General features: G+C 70.3%; 19 protein-coding genes. 9 read left to right on the forward strand and 10 right to left on the reverse strand.

Translation table 11 applies throughout. The features are described from left to right. Window positions 1-247: 247 nt before the first annotated feature. Both ACGFU6_RS21110 and ACGFU6_RS21115 read left to right on the forward strand, forming a co-directional pair. The gene (locus ACGFU6_RS21110) at window positions 248-1,438 is read left to right on the forward strand and encodes a serine/threonine-protein kinase (protein ID WP_393612786.1); all 1,191 of its coding nucleotides are present in this window, start codon (window positions 248-250) and stop codon (window positions 1,436-1,438) included. Between the two features lie 41 nt (window positions 1,439-1,479). Beyond that, window positions 1,480-1,899: a hypothetical protein gene (locus ACGFU6_RS21115; RefSeq protein WP_393612787.1), complete on the forward strand. Its 420-nt coding sequence runs from the start codon at window positions 1,480-1,482 to the stop codon at window positions 1,897-1,899. A 75-nt stretch (window positions 1,900-1,974) separates the two neighbouring features. Here ACGFU6_RS21115 and ACGFU6_RS21120 read toward each other — a convergent pair whose 3' ends face one another. Further along, the gene (locus ACGFU6_RS21120; RefSeq protein ID WP_393612789.1) at window positions 1,975-2,121 is read right to left on the reverse strand and encodes a hypothetical protein; all 147 of its coding nucleotides are present in this window, start codon (window positions 2,119-2,121) and stop codon (window positions 1,975-1,977) included. On the opposite strand from ACGFU6_RS21120, the gene ACGFU6_RS21125 reads away from it, so the two are divergent. Then, window positions 2,120-2,509 (forward strand): VOC family protein, encoded by a 390-nt coding sequence (locus ACGFU6_RS21125; protein WP_393612791.1) that lies wholly within the window; start codon window positions 2,120-2,122, stop codon window positions 2,507-2,509. The two genes, ACGFU6_RS21120 and ACGFU6_RS21125, sit on opposite strands and share 2 nt — an antisense overlap. A gap of 143 nt (window positions 2,510-2,652) precedes the next feature. On the opposite strand, the gene ACGFU6_RS21130 is transcribed toward ACGFU6_RS21125, so the two are convergent. Further along, a complete protein-coding gene (locus tag ACGFU6_RS21130) occupies window positions 2,653-3,030 on the reverse strand; it encodes a DUF4259 domain-containing protein (protein ID WP_393612792.1) in 378 nt (125 codons plus the stop codon). 123 nt (window positions 3,031-3,153) lie between these two features. Here ACGFU6_RS21130 and ACGFU6_RS21135 point away from each other — a divergent pair, with 123 nt between their 5' ends. Then, window positions 3,154-3,858 carry an SMI1/KNR4 family protein gene (locus ACGFU6_RS21135; RefSeq protein WP_393612794.1) on the forward strand — a complete coding sequence of 235 codons (705 nt, stop codon included), beginning with the start codon at window positions 3,154-3,156 and terminating at the stop codon, window positions 3,856-3,858. Here the strand turns inward: ACGFU6_RS21135 and ACGFU6_RS21140 are convergent. The 3 genes from ACGFU6_RS21140 to ACGFU6_RS21150 form a co-directional block, all read right to left on the reverse strand. Beyond that, window positions 3,786-4,544: an SDR family NAD(P)-dependent oxidoreductase gene (locus ACGFU6_RS21140; protein ID WP_393612796.1), complete on the reverse strand. Its 759-nt coding sequence runs from the start codon at window positions 4,542-4,544 to the stop codon at window positions 3,786-3,788. The two genes, ACGFU6_RS21135 and ACGFU6_RS21140, sit on opposite strands and share 73 nt — an antisense overlap. 116 nt (window positions 4,545-4,660) lie before the next feature. Continuing rightward, complete coding sequence (locus ACGFU6_RS21145; protein ID WP_393612797.1) at window positions 4,661-5,245, reverse strand: TetR/AcrR family transcriptional regulator; 585 nt, start codon at window positions 5,243-5,245, stop codon at window positions 4,661-4,663. Window positions 5,246-5,414: 169 nt separating this feature from the next. Continuing rightward, window positions 5,415-6,782, reverse strand: coding sequence for a hypothetical protein (locus tag ACGFU6_RS21150; RefSeq protein WP_393612799.1), 1,368 nt, complete (start codon window positions 6,780-6,782; stop codon window positions 5,415-5,417). A gap of 236 nt (window positions 6,783-7,018) precedes the next feature. Between ACGFU6_RS21150 and ACGFU6_RS21155 the strand changes: the two genes are divergently transcribed. Continuing rightward, window positions 7,019-7,903, forward strand: a complete 885-nt coding sequence (locus ACGFU6_RS21155; protein ID WP_393612801.1) for a virginiamycin B lyase — start codon at window positions 7,019-7,021, stop codon at window positions 7,901-7,903. A 30-nt stretch (window positions 7,904-7,933) separates the two neighbouring features. On the opposite strand, the gene ACGFU6_RS21160 is transcribed toward ACGFU6_RS21155, so the two are convergent. Beyond that, window positions 7,934-8,512 carry a TetR/AcrR family transcriptional regulator gene (locus tag ACGFU6_RS21160; protein ID WP_393612803.1) on the reverse strand — a complete coding sequence of 193 codons (579 nt, stop codon included), beginning with the start codon at window positions 8,510-8,512 and terminating at the stop codon, window positions 7,934-7,936. A gap of 160 nt (window positions 8,513-8,672) precedes the next feature. Between ACGFU6_RS21160 and ACGFU6_RS21165 the strand changes: the two genes are divergently transcribed. The 3 genes from ACGFU6_RS21165 (at window position 8,673) to ACGFU6_RS21175 (ending at window position 12,117) form a co-directional block, all read left to right on the forward strand. Beyond that, window positions 8,673-10,208 (forward strand): MFS transporter, encoded by a 1,536-nt coding sequence (locus tag ACGFU6_RS21165; protein ID WP_393612805.1) that lies wholly within the window; start codon window positions 8,673-8,675, stop codon window positions 10,206-10,208. A gap of 177 nt (window positions 10,209-10,385) precedes the next feature. Beyond that, window positions 10,386-11,279 (forward strand): SDR family oxidoreductase, encoded by an 894-nt coding sequence (locus ACGFU6_RS21170; protein ID WP_393612807.1) that lies wholly within the window; start codon window positions 10,386-10,388, stop codon window positions 11,277-11,279. A 172-nt stretch (window positions 11,280-11,451) separates the two neighbouring features. Then, window positions 11,452-12,117: an O-methyltransferase gene (locus tag ACGFU6_RS21175; protein WP_393612809.1), complete on the forward strand. Its 666-nt coding sequence runs from the start codon at window positions 11,452-11,454 to the stop codon at window positions 12,115-12,117. A 45-nt stretch (window positions 12,118-12,162) separates the two neighbouring features. Here ACGFU6_RS21175 and ACGFU6_RS21180 read toward each other — a convergent pair whose 3' ends face one another. From ACGFU6_RS21180 to ACGFU6_RS21190, 3 genes are all read right to left on the reverse strand, one after another. After that, window positions 12,163-13,206 (reverse strand): hypothetical protein, encoded by a 1,044-nt coding sequence (locus ACGFU6_RS21180; protein WP_393612811.1) that lies wholly within the window; start codon window positions 13,204-13,206, stop codon window positions 12,163-12,165. A gap of 533 nt (window positions 13,207-13,739) precedes the next feature. Next, the gene (locus ACGFU6_RS21185; protein WP_393612813.1) at window positions 13,740-14,168 is read right to left on the reverse strand and encodes a hypothetical protein; all 429 of its coding nucleotides are present in this window, start codon (window positions 14,166-14,168) and stop codon (window positions 13,740-13,742) included. 271 nt (window positions 14,169-14,439) lie between these two features. Continuing rightward, on the reverse strand, window positions 14,440-15,234 hold the full coding sequence (locus tag ACGFU6_RS21190) for a DUF4365 domain-containing protein (RefSeq protein WP_393612815.1): 795 nt from the start codon (window positions 15,232-15,234) through the stop codon (window positions 14,440-14,442). 218 nt (window positions 15,235-15,452) lie between these two features. On the opposite strand from ACGFU6_RS21190, the gene ACGFU6_RS21195 reads away from it, so the two are divergent. Continuing rightward, window positions 15,453-16,184, forward strand: coding sequence for an alpha/beta fold hydrolase (locus ACGFU6_RS21195; protein WP_393612817.1), 732 nt, complete (start codon window positions 15,453-15,455; stop codon window positions 16,182-16,184). Window positions 16,185-16,890: 706 nt separating this feature from the next. Here the strand turns inward: ACGFU6_RS21195 and ACGFU6_RS21200 are convergent. Beyond that, the gene (locus ACGFU6_RS21200; protein WP_393612819.1) at window positions 16,891-17,247 is read right to left on the reverse strand and encodes a DUF6193 family natural product biosynthesis protein; all 357 of its coding nucleotides are present in this window, start codon (window positions 17,245-17,247) and stop codon (window positions 16,891-16,893) included. Between the last annotated feature and the right edge of the window lie 21 nt (window positions 17,248-17,268).

Genomic DNA, 17,268 nt, shown 5'->3' on the forward strand with positions numbered 1-17,268 from the left:
GGCCTCCTGTTCCCGCAGCCGCGTCGACGGACCCGAGGGCGAAGTCCCGCATCAGCTCCAGTTGCCGGGCGACCGTCCGCAGTTCGGGCCACCGCGGGGCACTCATGTCGTTCACCGGCGAATCCCCTCTCTGTACGGCCGGCCGGGTCCTGTCGAGTGGATACCCGTCACCTTGGCGGGACAGCCGCGAGGGATGCGGGGCCCTGAGTCATACTGGGGCGCCGGGGCCGGGAGGGGCGTAGAGCGTATGAGGTACGGGGCAGACGGCGCGAGCCTGCCGGAGCATATCGGCGGGTACGCCGTGGAGCGGGAGCTGGGCGCCGGCGGGATGGGCACCGTGTACCTGGCCCGCTCGCGGGGCGGCCGTGCGGTGGCGGTGAAGGTGGCGCGCCCGGAGCTCGCGTCCGACCCGCACTTCCGGGAGCGGTTCCGCGCCGAGGTCGCGGCCGCGCGCAGCGTGGGCGGCTTCCACACGGCCCCCGTGGTGGACGCGGACCCGACGGCGGACGCGCCCTGGCTGGCCACGGCCTACGTACCGGGGCCGACGCTCGCCGCGCTGCTCGATGCGGAGGGGCCGATGGGCGAGGTACGGCTGCGGCAGCTCGGCGCGGCGCTCGCCGAGGCGCTGGAGGCGATCCACCGCTGCGGCCTGGTGCACCGTGACCTGAAGCCCGGAAACATCATCATGGCCTCGGACGGGCCCAGGGTCCTCGACTTCGGCATCGCGAAGGCACTGGAGTCGCCGAGTCTGACTGCCACCGGCATGGCCTTCGGCACCCCGGGGTTCCTGTCGCCCGAGCAGGCGCAGGGCCAGGAAGTGGGCCCCGCAGCGGATGTGTTCGCGCTGGGCGCCGTGCTCGTGGCGGCCGCGGGCGGCAGTGCGTTCGGGGCGGGTACGCCGATGGGCATGATGTACCGGTCGGTGCACGAGCAGCCGGACCTGACGGCCGTACCGGACGGGCTGCGCCCGGTCGTGGCGTTCTGCCTGGCGAAGGTCCCGGAGCAACGGCCTTCGCTGGGACACCTGCTGGACCTGATCGCACCGGCCACCGCCGGGTACTTCCCCGCGGCGGCCATCCCTCCGCCGCCGTCCCATGCGCCGCACGTCCCTGCCCCGATGTATCGGGCTCCGGCGGGATACCTCCCCGGGCGCGAGGTGCCGCCGGACGGCGAAGTCGCCTTCGTGGCGGTCGCGCCGGACAGCGCGATCCTGATCGACGGCATGGGCGTCACGCTCGAATTCCGTTACAGGTCCCTGCAGTTCACCTGGGACGAGATCAGGACCGTCGAATACGCGCCCGAGGGCACCAAGCATCTCAGGGTCGTCGTCCACCTCCATGACGGCACAGCCCATCCGTGCCTGCTCGCCGCCCGCAGACGGAGCCGTCTCAGGGAGTGGCTCCAGGACCTCCCGATGATCCTGGCCTGCTTCGCCTGAACGGTGGCCTGCTGCTGGCCTGCCGCCGACCGAGGGGGACCGTGGTGACCGAAGCCGAGGTAGGGGAGCTGCTGCACCGGCGCGGCTGGCGGACTGCATTCACGGCCACCGGGATGGTGGCGGAGTGGGCCGCCCTGGTGGGCGCCATCGAGCGCGGCTACGGCCACGACATCTACGAGTACACCAACGACCTCTACTGCCGGAACTGGCTGCACGAGGCGTGGATCCTGCTCGACGACCACATCGTCCAGCTCCTGACCCCGCAGATCAGAGCCCTGGACGACCGGTACCGGGCCGCGACCTTCGACGACGACGGCCAAGCCCTCGACCGGTTCCACCGGTTGCCCGGTCCCGATCTGTGGTGGTGGCGACGGCACCCCCGCATCCTCACCGGCGACCTGGGCCGCTCGCTCCGCTCGGCCGGAGCCGTCGGCATCGACCCGGACCCCGGCGCAGTGTGACCCCGGCACGCGGCCAGGCACGCGGTCCGGCACGTATCGGGGGTGCTGACCTGTCGCAGCGGAGTTCGATCGGTCTCACTGAAGACTGACCACCGGCGGGCTCGTCTCACCGAAGTTCGACCGTCGCTGTTCTGTGCCACCGATCAGATGGTTCGGCAGCCGCGCACCGAGGGTGGCGACCGACATCGAGTGGCCCTGTGCGCCCTGAGAGGATCTGGGCATGACGGACTCACCTAGGCAGATCAACGCCCTCATCGTCGATGCCGCTGACCCTGAGCGAGTTGCCGCGTTCTGGTCCGAGTTGCTTGGCCGGCCAGTCGTGGCCCGCATGGGACCTTACGTTTGGCTGCAGCGCGAGAACGGCCTGGGCCTGGGATTCCAGCGAACCGGTGAGCCCAAATCTGTGAAGAACCGTATGCACTTCGACATCACCTCACCCAACCCGCCCGCAGAGCAGGAGCGTGTCGAAGCGCTCGGCGGGCGCCGGCTGGAGGAGTACGACGCCGGCGGGTTCCTGGTGATGGCGGATCCCGAGGGTAATGAGTTCTGCATCATCCCCGAAGGCCCCTTCGAACTCGATGATGAGGGGCGTGCGGACTACCTCATCTGAACGGCCTTCCGGTCTGAGCCGGAAGGCCGTCGACTCCTCTGCCGTTATCGGAGTCAGTCCAACTTCCGTGAGAACGGTCAAAGTTCACTGAGACGAGTCAGGTGCGCGGCGGTCCTCGTAGGGAGAACGCGGCTCCCTCACCGTCACCCCGCCGCTGTCGCCGCAGACGCCTCGGCCAACTGCTCGAACGTGTCGCTGAGTACCGTCCTGCGCGCTTCCTTGTACGCGGGTTTCGGCTCCAGGCCGTCGATCGTCCGCTCCCACACCGCCAGGAACGTCTCCCGCCAGGCCCGGATCACCTCGGGTGCCGGGAGGGTCACGCCCACCCATCCCTGGCGGTCCAGTACGAGCAGCAGTTCCAGGTTGCAGGGGACGGTCACGCCCCAGTACTCATCCGGTTCGAGCTCCACCGGATCGCCGGCCATCGCCTCCGTCACCTCGGCTACCAGCCGTTCGGCCAGCGACGAGAGATGGTCCGCCGCCGTGTCGCTGTCGAAGTTGCCCGCACCCCACGTGCCCACTGTTCCGCCTCCGCGTCGTGCGTCGTCGATTCGTTCCGTCAGCCATCACAGCAGAGGGCACTGACACCCGTCCGGCACCGCCCGTCCGGGGGTGCGTGGCGGCGGCCGGCAGGATGCGGTGCCATGACCGCACCGATCACCGCGTCCTGGAGGCGAATAGAGAACTGGCTGGCGGACCACGCGCCGACGACCTACGCCGCGCTGGCGCCGCCCGCGGAGCCGGCGGACATCGCGGCGGCCGAACGCGTCATCGGCCGACCGCTCTTGAAGCCCCTGACCACGTCGCTCCTGCGGCACGACGGCATGGGCGACCGGCGGTGCGTGCTGCTGCCGGGGTCCTACCGGCTGCTGAGCGCACGGGAGACGGCGGCCGAATGGCAACTCCTCAACGGCTTCCACGACGAGCGCACGGCGGACGAGGCAGGAGAGGACGCGGACGAGGACTTCGTCCGGACCGGCGTCAGCGGCGTCCTTTACGGGCACCCCCAGCTGATCCCCGTCGCACGGGACGTCCGTGGGGGCTGCCTGGTGCTGGACCACCGCCCGGAGGCCGACCGGGGACGCCTCCACGAAGCCGAGGCTGAGGAGGGCATCGTGCGCGGCACCGGCGACATGTGGGCATCGCTGCCGGTGCTGATGGAGAGGCTGGCCTTGTCACTCGAGACCGGCCGGCCCGTCGGCGCCCACGCGCCCATGGTGGACGAGGAGCAGCGGCTGTACTGGGACTTCGTCCCGCCGCACGGCGAGCGGAGTCGTCAGGCCGACGACCCGCTGTCGACGACCAGATCGGTGCCGACGACGGCGCCGGCCATCGGTGAGGCGAGGTAGAGCACGGCGGCCGCCACTTCCCCGGCCTCCGCGAGGCGTCCGAGCGGGTTCTCCGACTTCACCCGCTCGACCCGGTCGGCCTCGGTCTCGCCCGGCCGCAGCGACATGGGGGCGGCGGAGGCCCCCGGGCTGACCGCGTTGATGCGGATGCCCTGGTGGATGTGGTCGAGAGCGGCGGCCCGGGTCAGCGCCGAGACCGCAGCCTTCGAGGTGATGTACGTGGCGAGGTTCGGGACGCGCAGGTGCGCGCCGAGGTTGGAGGAGATGTTGACGATGACCCCGCCGCCGTTCTCCTTCATGTGGGCGATCTCGTGCTTCATCGCCAGCCAGACGCCGGTGACGTTGGTCCGCAGTACCGCTTCCCAGTCCTCCTCGCTCACCTCGCCGACGGGGCCGGCGCCACGGAGTATCCCGGCGTTGTTGACCGCGATGTCGAGCCCGCCGAAACGGGTGACGCTCTCGCTCACGAGGTCCCGGAGCCGGCCGGAGTCGGTGACGTCGGCCGTGACGGCGGCAGCCGTGCCGCCGGCCGCCTCGATGAGCCGGACCGTGCCGTCCAGCGAGCCCGCGGTGCGGCCCGCGGCGACCACGGACGCGCCCTCGGCGGCGAAGGCGAGCGCGATCGCCCGGCCGAGGCCGGAGCCCGCGCCGGTGACGAGCACGGTCTTGCCAGAGAAGTGGTTCATGGTTCGGCAGCTCCTTCGAGTGGCGGGATATTTGATCGGTCGTTCCATTATGCGGACGGGCGAGACGCACCCGGCGGCTCCTGCGGGCCGTGGGAGGGGTTTGGCCGGGGGGTGGCTCAGTCCAGCAGGGTCAGTGCCTGCTCGGCCGCGTCCCGCACCCGGGCGGGATCGCCGGAGGTCTTGCCGACGACCCGTACGCCCTGCAGCAGGACGAGCAGCATGCGGGCCAGTGCGCGCGGATCGCGGTCCTCGGGCAGCTCGCCCTGGGCTCGCGCCCGTGCGAGGGAGGACTGCAGGAGTGTCTCGAAGCGCTCCCAGCTGATCTCGACCCGGCGGGTCGCCGCAGGGTCGTGCGGGGCGAGTTCGGCCGCCGTATTGGTGATGAGGCAGCCGTTCGACCCGTCCTCGGGGGAAGTGGCCTCCGAGGTGAAGCGGCGTACCACCGCCCGCACGGCGGGCAGTGCCGGGCCCGGCTCGGACAGCTCGGCCAGGAGGAGCGGATCGCGCGCCTCGGAGTACCGGTCCAGGGCCGTCAGGTACAGCGCGTGCTTGTTGCCGAACGTGGCGTAGATGCTGGCGCGGCCGATGCCGAGGTGCTCGACGAGGTCGGCGATCGACGTCGCCTCGTAGCCGCGCCGCCAGAACAGCTCGAGGGCCGACTGCAGCGCGGCGTCCGGATCGAATTCCTTGGTCCTGGCCACGTCGAAGACTCTAAGTTAATCCAGAACGATCGGTCAATAACTGAGCGGGCGTGGCAAGTCGTCCCATTTGCGGCTGAGTTGCGGTCGCGAGAGAAGAGGCACGTGCGGCCCGCCGGGCTGATGCTCGGCGGGCCGTGTCGTCTCGTCTCGTGTCGGGATGTCCCGGTCGTCAGATACGGGCCGCGCGACGGCGGGCCAGCAGGACCGTGCCCGCACCGGCGGCAAGGACCGCGGCGGCCGTGCCCGCCAGGGGGAGGGCCGAACCGGAGCCGGTGTCCGCCAGTGCGCCGTTGGCCGTGGAGCCGGAGGTGCCCGAGGAGCCGGTCGTCGTGGCGCCGCCGGTGCCGGAGCCGCCCGTGGAGGCGGAACCTCCGGTGGACGTCGCGCCGGAACCGCCGGTGGAACCGGAACCGCCGGTGGAGGACGTCGAGCCGTCCCCGCCCGTCGAACTGCCGCTCGTGGACGTGTCGCCCGTGGAACCGCCGCCACCCGTGGAACCGCCGCCACCCGTCGAGCCGCCGCCGGGGACGTCGAGTGTGAACGTCGTCGTGTCGTTCTTCTTGTTCTTGTCGTACGGGCGCGACTTCGTTTCGAGCGCCACCGAACCCTTGCCCCCGGGGATCACCTTGTCGACGCGCAGCGTGAAGGGGAAGGACTCGGTGGTGTTCTCCCTGACGAAGGTGAATCCGGCGCTCGTGGGGTGGCAGCTGTAGCTGAGGGCGCCGGTCTTGTCGCAGTGGTTGTACGCCTTGGTCACGGACGTTCCGGCGGGCAGCTTGACCAGGACCCGTGACACCACCGGGCGGAGTTCCTCGTACGCCACCCACGCCGGTCCCGCGTTGATGAAGTCCGCCTCCAGCGTGACCGTCTTCCCGACGCGGCTCGTCTGCCGTGCGGCGACCTGCAGGTCCGCCGTGTTCACCACGTTCAGGGGCGTGGTGATGTAGTCCCTGTCGCGGCCGTCCTGCGAGGACGGGCTGTTGCCGTCGCCCACCGGGGTGGTCGGGGGCAGCTCGACCAGCTTCACCGCGGGTCCGGTCCCCGGTTCGGCGCCCTCGACGTATTCGGCGGGGTCGTAGTTGCTGACCGTCACACCGGTCTGCTCGTACATCGCGTAGTCGAGGACCTTCAGCGAAAGCCCCTTCTCGGGTGCGTAGATGCCGCCGGCCTTCACCGTCTGGTCGAACTCGCAGACCATGGAGAACCCGCCCGGCTGCCCCTCCTCGGTCGTGGCGGCGTCGCTGCCCAGGAGAATGCAGTTGGAGGGCAGCTCCTGGTTGATCAGCCCGCGGCTGAACTGGTAGGACAGGAAGACCTTGTCGTACGCGGCCGCCCCCCTGTTCGCGAAGGTGCCGGGAATCACCACGCTGCCGCCGGGCTCGACTCCGGAGACCGGAGGGAGCGGCCCCACCACCAGACCGGGCCGGCTCTCGTCGGCCGAGGCGGGCACCGCGGCCAGGGCGATCAGGGTGACGGCGCCGATCGCGGCGGCGGTCCTGCGCAGCGGGCGGCCGGGGGAGGCAACAGTTCGGAGCATGGTTTCCCTTGCAGTGAAACGCCGAATGCGTACGAGTGAGCGGTTGGGGAACGCGAGTTCCGCCACATCAGACACGCGATGACACCCGACGGTTGTACGGAGCCGGGGCCCGGCCGAGGGTCCGCCCCCACGGCGAAACTGCCGGTGGCCGGGCCGTGTGCCACCTGCGTTGCTGGATCGTGGCCGTCGGCAGCCCAGCCCGCATCGCACGCCCGGCAACATCCGGAAAGGCTCGCATGACCTCCACGACCATCGACCAGTTCGCCGTCCCCGGCAGTGGTCCGTACGCCCTCACCACCGGCCCCGACGGCGCCCTGTGGTTCACCCTGACCGGCAGCGGCGGCATCGGCCGGCTGGTGCCCGGGGAGCGCCCGACGGTCCATCAGCTCGAACCGGCATCAGGCCCGACGATCATCACCTGCGGTCCGGACGACGCGCTGTGGTTCACCGAGTACCGGTCCCACCGCATCGGCCGCGTCACCACCGACGGCGCCGTCACCCACGTGGTGCCGCCGACGCCCGAGTGCGGACCGTTCGGCATCGCCACCGGCCCCGACGGCGCGCTGTGGTTCACCGAGACCACCACCGACCGGATCGGCCGGCTCACCCCCGACGGAGACATCGACGAGTTCGCGCTTCCCGGAAGCGGGGCGTTCCCGTCCGCCATCACCGCCGGGCCGGACGACGGGATGTGGTTCACCCTCAACCAGGCGAACGCCGTCGGGCGCATCGGCATGGACGGATCGGTCGCCGTGCACCCCTTGCCGCCGCCGTTCAGCGCACCGGTCGGGATCACCGCGGGACCGGACGGCGCGCTGTGGTTCGTCGCCATCGCCTCGGGGCACATCGGCCGGATCACCACCGGCGGCGAGGCCACCGCCTTCGCGCTGCCCGATCCGGCCGCGCGGCCGCACGCCATCACCTCCGGCGGCGACGGCGCCCTGTGGTTCACCGAGTGGGGCGGCAACCGCATCGGCTCCCTGACCCCCGACGGCCGGATCGAGGCCCACGATCTGCCCACCCCCGGCTCCGAGCCGCACGGCATCACGCTCGGCCCGGACGGCGCGCTCTGGGCCGCCCTGGAGATCGGCTCCCTCGCCCGTATCGCGTCCGGCCGGTAGCCCGGGTCCGGATCCGGCTCCGGGGCCGGCTCACGGCCTCGGATGCCCCAGGGTGCGCAGGAACTGCTCCGTGAGCTGCTCGGTGTCGATGCCGGCCGCGTCCCGCCCGGACAGGATGTGGAAGAAGGGCGGGCCGATCAGGAGTGCGGTCGCCTGTTCCAGCGAGAGTGCGGTGCCGCTCGACTTCCGTGCCGCCTCCACGACCTCCGCCGCGCTCTCCCCGAGGATGTCGCGTGAGGTGAGCAGGGCGGCGACATTCGCGTCGTGCTGGGCCTCCCCCATGAGGGCGCGATAGGCCGCGCCCGCGTGCGAGCGGGACAAGAAGGTGACCAGGGCGTCGAGGTAGGCCTTGAGGTCCTTGCGGGGGTCGTCGGTCCCGGGGACGGACAGCTCCTTGCGGGCGTCGATGGCGCTGGCCTCGTAGAGCACCTCCGCCTTGTTCGACCACCACCGGTACACGGTCTGACGGCCCACGCCCGCCTGCTCGGCGATGCCCTTCATGGTCATGGCCGCGTACCCGACCTCGACCAGGAGGTCGTCGACGGCGTGCAGCACAGCGGTGCGTGCGCTTTCGCTGCGGGGCCGTCCGAGGCCGCTTCCATCCACCATGCCGCCACTATATACGAGACACAGTGTCTCGCATGTGTTAGCTTTACGGTGCACGGTGACTCGTAAGTGGTTGCCCCGGCCCTTCCCCGCCCGATTCCCGGGCGGGTCTGCCGGGCGCCGTCCGGCCGTGCTCCGTACCGCAACCCCCGAAGGAATTGCCGTGCTTCGTACCGCGACCCCAGCCCCGGCCCCCGAAGGAATCGAGGCAAGGGCTCCCGTACCGGAAGGCGCCGGGCACGCGGCGCAGCGGTCCGGCGCGGTGCTCGTCTGCGTGAGCGTGTGCACCGCCCTGGTCGTCGGATTCGTCGCGGCGATCAACCTGGCGGTGCCGCAGCTGGCGGCGAGTTCGCTGCGACCGTCCTCGGCGAACCTGCTGTGGATCGTCGACGCGTACGTCGTGATCTTCGCCTGCCTGGTCATCCCCGCCGGTGCGGCGGGCGACAAGCTCGGCCGCAAGGGCGTCCTCATGGCGGGGCTCGGCATATTCGCGCTCGGCGCCGCGCTGTCGGCCGTCGCGCCGAACGTGGCGGTCATGCTGATCGGGCGCGCCGTCACGGGGCTCGGCGCCGCGTGCGTCCTGCCCAACTGCGTCGGCATCCTCCTGCACGCCACGGCCCCCGAGCGGCGCCCGCACGCGCTCGCCGTCTGGGCGGCGGCCTCCGGGATCGGCGGCGTCGCCGGCAACGTCGGAGGCGGCGTGGTGCTGAGCGCGGGCTCCTGGCGCGCACTGTTCGTCGCGGTCGCCCTCGTCGCGGTCTGCTGCCTGGCGTGGGCGGCACGGTCCGCGCCGCGCAGCGCCCGGCACGAGCGCACCCTCGACCTGCCCGGCACGCTGCTGTTCGTGGCGGCCGTCGTGGCCCTGCTGACCGGGATCATCGAGGGGCCCGAACAGGGCTGGGGCAGCGCGCTCGTCCTCACCGCCTTCGGCTGCGCCATCGTGCTGAGCCTGTGCTGGGTGGGCGCGGAACTGCGCACATCGCACCCCATGCTCGACCCGAGGCTCTTCCGGAGCCCGGCACTCAGCAGCGCCGCCCTCGGCATGACCATCACCTTCTTCGGAAGCTTCGGCCTCTTCTACGTCAACGCCTCACTCCTCCAGTACGGCCGTGGCTTCTCCGTCCTCCAGGCGGGGCTCGGCATCATTCCGGTGACCGTCCCGCTCGTGGTGGGCACCCGCTACGTTCCCGGGCTCATCGCCCGCATCGGCACCCCCGCGACGCTCACCGCGGCCTTCGCGCTCACCAGCGGCGGCCTGCTCGGGCTCTCGTACGCCTCGACCTCGGCCTACCCCGTCTACGCGGCCGCCCTGTTCGTCGTCGGGCTCGGCATCATGCTCGCGGCGCCCTGCCTGACCGCTCAGATCGCTTCGGCCCTCCCCGTGGAGAGGGCGGGCATCGCCGGAGGCCTGCAGTCCGCGACCCGCGAACTGGGCAGCGCGCTGGGTGTGGCGGTCGTCGGCACCGTCCTCACGGCCGGGTTCACCCACCGCCTGCCCGCCGGGCTGAGCGGACGGGCGCCGCTCCCGCGAACGGTGCGGGAAGCGCTCACGCTGGCCCCGGCCGACCACACCGCCGTCACCGATGCGTTCACCCACGGCGCGAACAGCGCGCTGCGGGCCGCAGCCGTTGTCGTGCTACTGGCCGGAGCCCTGGTAGTTGCGGGCAGCCGCCGCGCCAACCGGACCGCCCCGCAGTAACAGCGGGGGCGGCAACTGGGCCACACACCACCTGACCAGGCACCGAGCCGAAATCAGAACACTCCCACCCACATCCCCATCCCCATCCACATCCCCACCCACACTCCCACTCCCACATCCCCGCTCCCATCCCCATCTCGTGCACCTGCCCCTCCCGGGGCGAAGGAGGTCACACGCATGCGCGCATTTGTCACCGGAGCGACCGGCTGGATCGGATCCGCCGTTGTCGACGAACTCATCTCGGCCGGCCACCAGGTCGTCGGCCTGGCCCGGTCCGACCGGTCCGAGCAGACGCTCGTGGCCAAGGGCGCCGAAGCAGTCCGGGGTGACCTGGACGACCTCGCCTCGCTCCGGCGAGGCGCCGCCCGTGCGGACGCGGTCATCCACCTGGCCAACAAGCACGACTGGGGCAACCCCGCCGAGTCCGACCGCTCGGAACGGGCTGCGGTCCAGACCCTCGGCGACGCCTTGGCCGGATCCGGCCGCCCGTTCGTCGTCGCCGCGCCCCTCTCCGGGCTTGTCGAGGGCCGCCCCGCCACGGAGTCCGACGTCTCTCCGGCGATCGGCCCGGACTCCAACCGGGGCGGCGCCGAGAACCTCGCCCTGGACTACGTGGCCCAGGGCGTGCGGACCGTGATCGTCCGCTTCGCGCCGAGCGTCCACGGCAGCGGCGACTGGGGGTTCGTCAACTTCCTCACGGCGGCCGCCCGCAAGCAGGGCGTCTCCGGTTACGTCGGCGACGGATCGGCGGCCTGGGCCGCGGTGCACCGCGCCGATGCCGCCCGCCTCATCCGCCTCGGCATGGAGCAGGCACCTGCGGGAACGCGCCTGCACGCCGTCGCCGAGGAGGCCGTCACCACCAGGGCGATAGCCGAGGCGATCGGCCGCAGCCTGAGCCTGCCGGCCGAATCCGTCGCCCCGCAGGACGCCGGAGCCCATTTCGGCTTCGTCGGCGGCTTCTTCGCCTCCACCATGACCGCGTCCAACGACGCGACCAGGCAGCTCCTCGCCTGGGAGCCGACCGGGCCGGCCCTTCTCGCGGACATCGACGCGGGCGCCTACACGGACTGACGAGGCGCCCCGGCGAACCACGACGGGAAGTACCCGCCGATACGCCGCGTCCCGAGCCGCCCACTCCGTACCCGTACCCCGCACACCGCGCACGTCGTCCCACCTCACGCCTCACACGTCACAAGGCGCGTCGCGCACCGCGTAGCGCCCACCGCTCGAAGGAGCCAGAACCATGCCCACGTATCCCTGCACCCTCGAAGAACCGCGCGTCTCCGCCGCCCTCAACCGCATGTTCGAAGCCGCCGCCCGTGACGAAGAGACCGCGGCACGGCTGCAGGAAGTCCAGCCCTACGAAAAGGAGTCGCTGACGGCGCAGGAACTCGCCGACGCGGTACAGGAGGTCTACATGCCGGTCTCCGCCGACGGCGGCCGGCTCCTCTACAACCTCATCCGCGCGACCGGGCCGGCCACCGTCGTCGAGTTCGGGACCTCGTACGGCATCTCCACCCTGCACCTGGCCGCCGCCGTCCGCGACAACGGCACGGGCCGGGTCATCACCACGGAGATGAGCCGGACCAAGGCGGCCCACGCTCGCGACACCTTCGCCGCCACCGGCCTCGACGACGTGATCACCGTGCTGGAGGGGGATGCCCTGGAGACGCTCGCCGCACTGCGGCAGCCGGTCGACTTCCTGTTCCTGGACGGGTGGAAGAACCTCTGCCTGCCCGTCCTGCAACTCCTGGAGCCGCACATCGCCCCCGGCACCCTCGTCGTCGCGGACGACGTGGACCTCCCCGACCTCGGCACCTACCTCGACCACGTCCGCGACACCGCGAACGGCTACCACAGCGTCACGTTCCCCGTAGAGGACGGCCTCGAAATCAGCTGCCGCCTCTGACCGGCGGGGACGGGACCCCACCGGCAGGCGGGTGACGTTGTCGGCTCACTCCATGATCTGGAGGTGGGGGTGGTCCGGAGAGGCCGGGCAGACGTGGAGTTGGAGGGTGTAGCCGCCGCGGATGTCGACGAGGGTGGGCTTCTCCGGGGCGCCCGGAAGGTGCACGAACGGATCGGCCCGGTCCTCCTCGGGCCGCCAGCTCTCGCTGCCGGTGTCCCACTCGGAGCTCGCGATCGTGAGGAGCGGGATCTCCGGGGTGCCACAGGCGGGGCAGTCGCGGGGCTCGGGGTCGGTGAGGCTCCAGCAGGTCCAGCCACCGGCCTTCCAACCGGGGGCGGTGCTCAGGTTGCGGAAGTAGAACTCGTGCGGATCCTCCGACTCGCCGTCGTCCCACTCCGCCCCGGCGGCCTCCCACCGGCTCTCTTCCTCCACCTGCTCCCGCAGCTCCTCGCTCAGCTCCATGGGACTGGGGTACTCGGTGACCTGCTCCGGCGTCAGCAGGCAAGGCCGGGGCAGGTAGCCGTTCCCCTCGATCACGGCCGGCTCGGGCGGGACGTCGAGTGCATCGGTGACGGTGGCGGAGGAGCGCCAGAACAGAGCGGTCCGGGGCTCCGACACCCCGTGGCCGTAGGGACACCAGAGGACTTGGAGGAGGTCGGCCCCGGCCGGGCGGGCCGGGAGCGGGACGTCCCGGACGTAGAGCTGGGCCACGGGCAGCATGGCGATCGGCCCGTCGCTCCACGGCCTGCCCTGCCCCGTCCGCTTCGCGGTCTCCCGTTCCCCGGGCGTGGGCACGGGCTCCCGTTGACCGCGCAGCCGCCGCTCGGCCGACGCGGCCAGATCCCGGCGCAGCACCCGCACATCGTCCAGGGACCGAGGCGTGCCGTCGGCCGCCTTCTTGTCGTGCGGCCCCTCGCAGTGCGGCCACGCCTCGTCGGCGGGCCACAGCAACGGCCCGCCCACGGAGCTGTCACGCACACCCGGCGCCCCGGGCCGGGGATGCAGCCGCGTCGCCGTGCGTGCCAGCGAAGCCAGTTGAGGGACGAGCGCGACCGGGTCGACCGGACGCGGCGGAGTGGTGAAACGCATACCGGCTCCCGAAGGCGCGACGTAGAGGTTCGGTTACCGGGGCCGAGCGTCCCGGTGTATGGCCCGGCGTCGGGGCCACGGACGTCGGGGGACGGCCCCCCGTGGCGCTCGTTCGCCTGTTCGCCCGTTCGATAGTAGCGATCACCGCGACTCCGCTCCCCGAGCAGTGCCAAGCGCCGCCGTGACGAGCAGCAGACTGTTCACCAGCACATGGATCGCTTCCGCGCAGTCCTCGAAGTCCCCGCCGGGCGAGGCTGCTCGGCCTACCGCGCCTCAGGTAAGACGCGCGTGACAACCCAGTATTCGTCGACCTCGGACGTGACCGCGCACAGATGGCGACCGTCCGCCGACAACGTGGTCCCTCTCCGAACGTACCGACGTGGCGGCGTACGCGGGCCTGACACCGGATGAGTCTCGTCCGTAACTGTTTCGTTGACTCCTGCCTGGATGGCTCACTCCCGGGCCGGTACCCGAAGCCGGGGGCAACAGATCGTGGTCACGGCCCCAAGCCACCATCGCCCACGGGGTCGACCTCACGACCAGTGCGAGCAGTCATCCGCGGAGAACTCCCCGACGGACGCGTCCGTCACGCCCTCAAGGTTGGGGATGTAGGGAAGGGCGTCGGGAAGGGGTGTGCAGAAGGTGACGTTGGAAGTCAGCGGTGCCTCGTCCGTATCGGCGAAGGACAGCGAGACGTAGGCCCTCACCGCCGTGTCACCGAAGTCCTCTTGCGCGCGCTGCAGGCAGGCAGCGACGTAGGCCAGGCACCTGCGTACGAGGACGGGCGCGCGTTCGTCCGTCGCGGTGGGCAGGTCGTAGTCCGTCATCGCCCTGCCGTTGATTGTGGCTTCCTCCGTGAGTCGGTCGGAGTATCGCTGCCGGTTGTCGAGGAGGAGATCGGTCAGCACCCGACTGCCGGCGGGCGCCAAAGACCATCCGCGCTCCACCACTTCACGGAACATGGGAGGAATGTCCTGAGCACTCAGTCCTGTCGTGTCGGTCTCCTGCAGGAGTGCCCTCATTCGAGCATTGCTTCGCATATCCAGCCCTCGCCGAGCGAGCGCGGCGAGCCCCTTCCTCATTCCTTCAAGAGAGACGGAACTTCGCCTCCACCGGCGGTCACCGCGCCCCTTGGAGGCGCCGCATGTCCTTGTGTTACTACGCAAGGGGCGAGCGGTTAGCGCTGCACCAACACGAGTTCAGCAGCAGCGACCGGGACGGTGCGGCCGTAGCTCACAGCCGGCTGGAAGCCTCGCGGGGCCCAGCGGAGTCACGATGGTCGATGGGACGTCGCCACCACTCCGTGGACTTGAAACAGCCCATCAGCCAGTGTGCTTCCGCAATGTCAAGGATGACGTTGCCGATCCAGGGGATCGGCTCGAAGCGGAGCATCCTCTCCTGGATGCGCACCGGCTCCCAATCCAGGTCGTGGTGGAGCAGTACCGCGTACGGCTCACCGCGACGCTGCCAGAAGACCATGGGTTCGTAGACCTCGTTCTCGAAGGGTTTGACGATGTCGTCCGGAGCGAACTCGACGTTCGCCATGTCCGCCCACCTACCGACCCCCTCGCGTTCCCGTGCCAGGTAGCGCCGCATGACCTGCACGAATGCTTTGAGGCTCGCGTCGTCCAGTACGGACTCCCGGGAGACGACGATCGACTTCACTTTCTTACGCAGCGCCGTGCCCCGACGAAGCTGACGGGTCGCATTGGCCCAGAAGAGTCCACCGCGCTCGGCATCGTGGACCACACAGAGAACGGGAAGACTGCCATCGCGCCAGTTGTCACCGTGATCGCCGACCGGTACGCGGTGCCCGCGTTTGGTTCGGGTCGAGTCTCCACCCTTCACCTGAACGGTCAGGGAATCCTCCGTCCGCTGTCCGTTATCGACAAAGGTGATGAGCAGATCCTCGCCATGGTCGTTGCTGCCGTCTATCTCCTGAACGATGTGGCCGTGTCGTTCCAGCAGCGAACGCACCTCATTCACTGCCACCCGTCCGATACGCCTGGATTCTGGCACCTTCGGCATGGAGCCCCCCCCCTCACGAATACGCGGGAACCAGATTAGGACCACCCACTGACACGCAGCTCGCGTTCGAAGAATGTGGTCGGGTCCGCAGGGCGACGCCTGGGCTGACCGCCGGTCGCCGTGCTGTCGGCGGCGCTGAGTCAGAGGCTCTGCCGGTAGAGAAGGGCGAGCCGTTCCTACGCTCCACCTTCGGGCGGAAACGAAGAAGACTTCCACTTATGTCAACTTTCCTGCTGGTACACGGTGCCTGGCACAGCGGTCGGTGCTGGGAGCGGGTGGTCCCGCTGCTGGAGTCGGCCGGACACCGCGTGTTCGCGCCCTCGCTCACCGGTTACGGCGACAAGGCACATCTGCTCGGTCCCGAGGTGGGGCTCGACACACACGTCGAGGACGTTCTGAAGCTGATCCACGAGGAGGACCTGACCGAGGTGGTGCTCGTGGGTCACAGCTACGCGGGGCTGGTCGTCTCCTCCGTGGCCAACGAGGTGCCGGAACGGATCGCGCACCTCGTGTACCTGGACGCGATGGTCCCGGAGCACGGCGAGACCGCCGTCGACGTACAGCCCATGACCCAGAACCTGATCGACCTGGCCGCCAAGTCCGACAACGGCTGGCGCGTCCCGCCGCTGCCCGAGATGCCTCCGCCCCTCGGTCTGTTCGGGGTCACCGACCCGGCGGACATCGCATGGCTGAGTGCGACGCTCTCCGACCAGCCGGTGCGCTGCCTGCAGCAACCGGTCCGGCTGGACAACCCTGCCCTGGAATCGGTTCCGCGCACACACATCCACTGTGTCGGCGCGGAGCCGCCAGGCATCGTGCGGCGGACCGTCCCCGCGACCCAGCCCAACGGCTCTCCGGCACGGATACGGGAACTACGGACCGGGCACGACTGCATGATCACCATGCCGTCGGACCTGAGCGAACTGCTGCTTGAATCCACCCCTCGGTAGCGTCCGGACCGGGACTGCGGCAGCGGGTCGGATCCGGCCCGCCACTGACGGACAGCCCACCTGAGCCACGAAGCCGCCCGCGCCCAACGAGCGGCGACACAGCAGGGCCTCGGCGCCCGTCTCGTTGTACGCGTGCTCGCGGCCGGTCGGCCTTGTGCGCACCGCCTCGGGAGAGGGCGGAGGAAGAAGCCCTCTGGTGCGGATCTGGTGCGGGGCCCCTGAACGGCGCCGGACAACGGAGAAGCCCCCGGCCACTGGCCTGCGGCTCTCATATGGAGCGGGTGACGAGAATCGAACTCGCGCTCTGAGCTTGGGAATCACCCGGTACTGGGCTGTGTGTATAGCCTCTGAGCTGTGAGGATGTGCGTCAACGATCTCGTCCTGACGGGGCGTGTGGGCTCCTTTGGTGACCGCTGTTTACCGCCCCTACTGGCACGTTGTGGCACGGCCTCCTGTGAGGGGGCAGGGGGAGACGATTGACAGGGGCTCGAATGCGGTGATGGTCCTGGCGTCCGAGGGGCACCTGTCGACCGCCGAGACCACTGCGCCTTGGGGCTGTCCCAGCCGTTCGTCGCTCGGCTACTTGTCGTCATTGCCTGAGCGTCAGAGCGTTTACTCCCAGGCGGTCCGAATGGTGCGGGCTCGTTGGACATCGCATCGAGCAGGCGTTGGGGAATCCGGCGCCACCGCGTGACGATGACAGGGGTCATAGGTCTTCCGGCGTGCCATCGATAGCCGGTCCGCAGCCGTCAGGGAGATTGGCAGCGATCAGTTCATACGCCTCCTCCACGGTTCCCACCTCCCCGATGACGGTGTGGTCGGACTCCCGACGCACGCGGTATCCGCCGGCGACCTGCGGAAAGGCGGTTCCGACGTCGTGTGTCCAGGGGTATTTGATGCACCGGCTCAGGTACAGAACGCCATGGCTGACCATGGGGAAGAGGTCGCGCAGCGACCGGTGGCCATAGGCGGTGCGGGGCACAATCGGGTTGATGCGGTCCTGACCGTAAGCCAGAACCGTCGCCCATTCTGCAGCTACGATGTCTTCTGCATTCTGTGGCATTTCAGTTTTCCTCATGAATTG

It is taken from the genome of Streptomyces sp. NPDC048462 (assembly GCF_043200175.1).
In the GTDB taxonomy this organism is placed as follows: domain Bacteria; phylum Actinomycetota; class Actinomycetes; order Streptomycetales; family Streptomycetaceae; genus Streptomyces.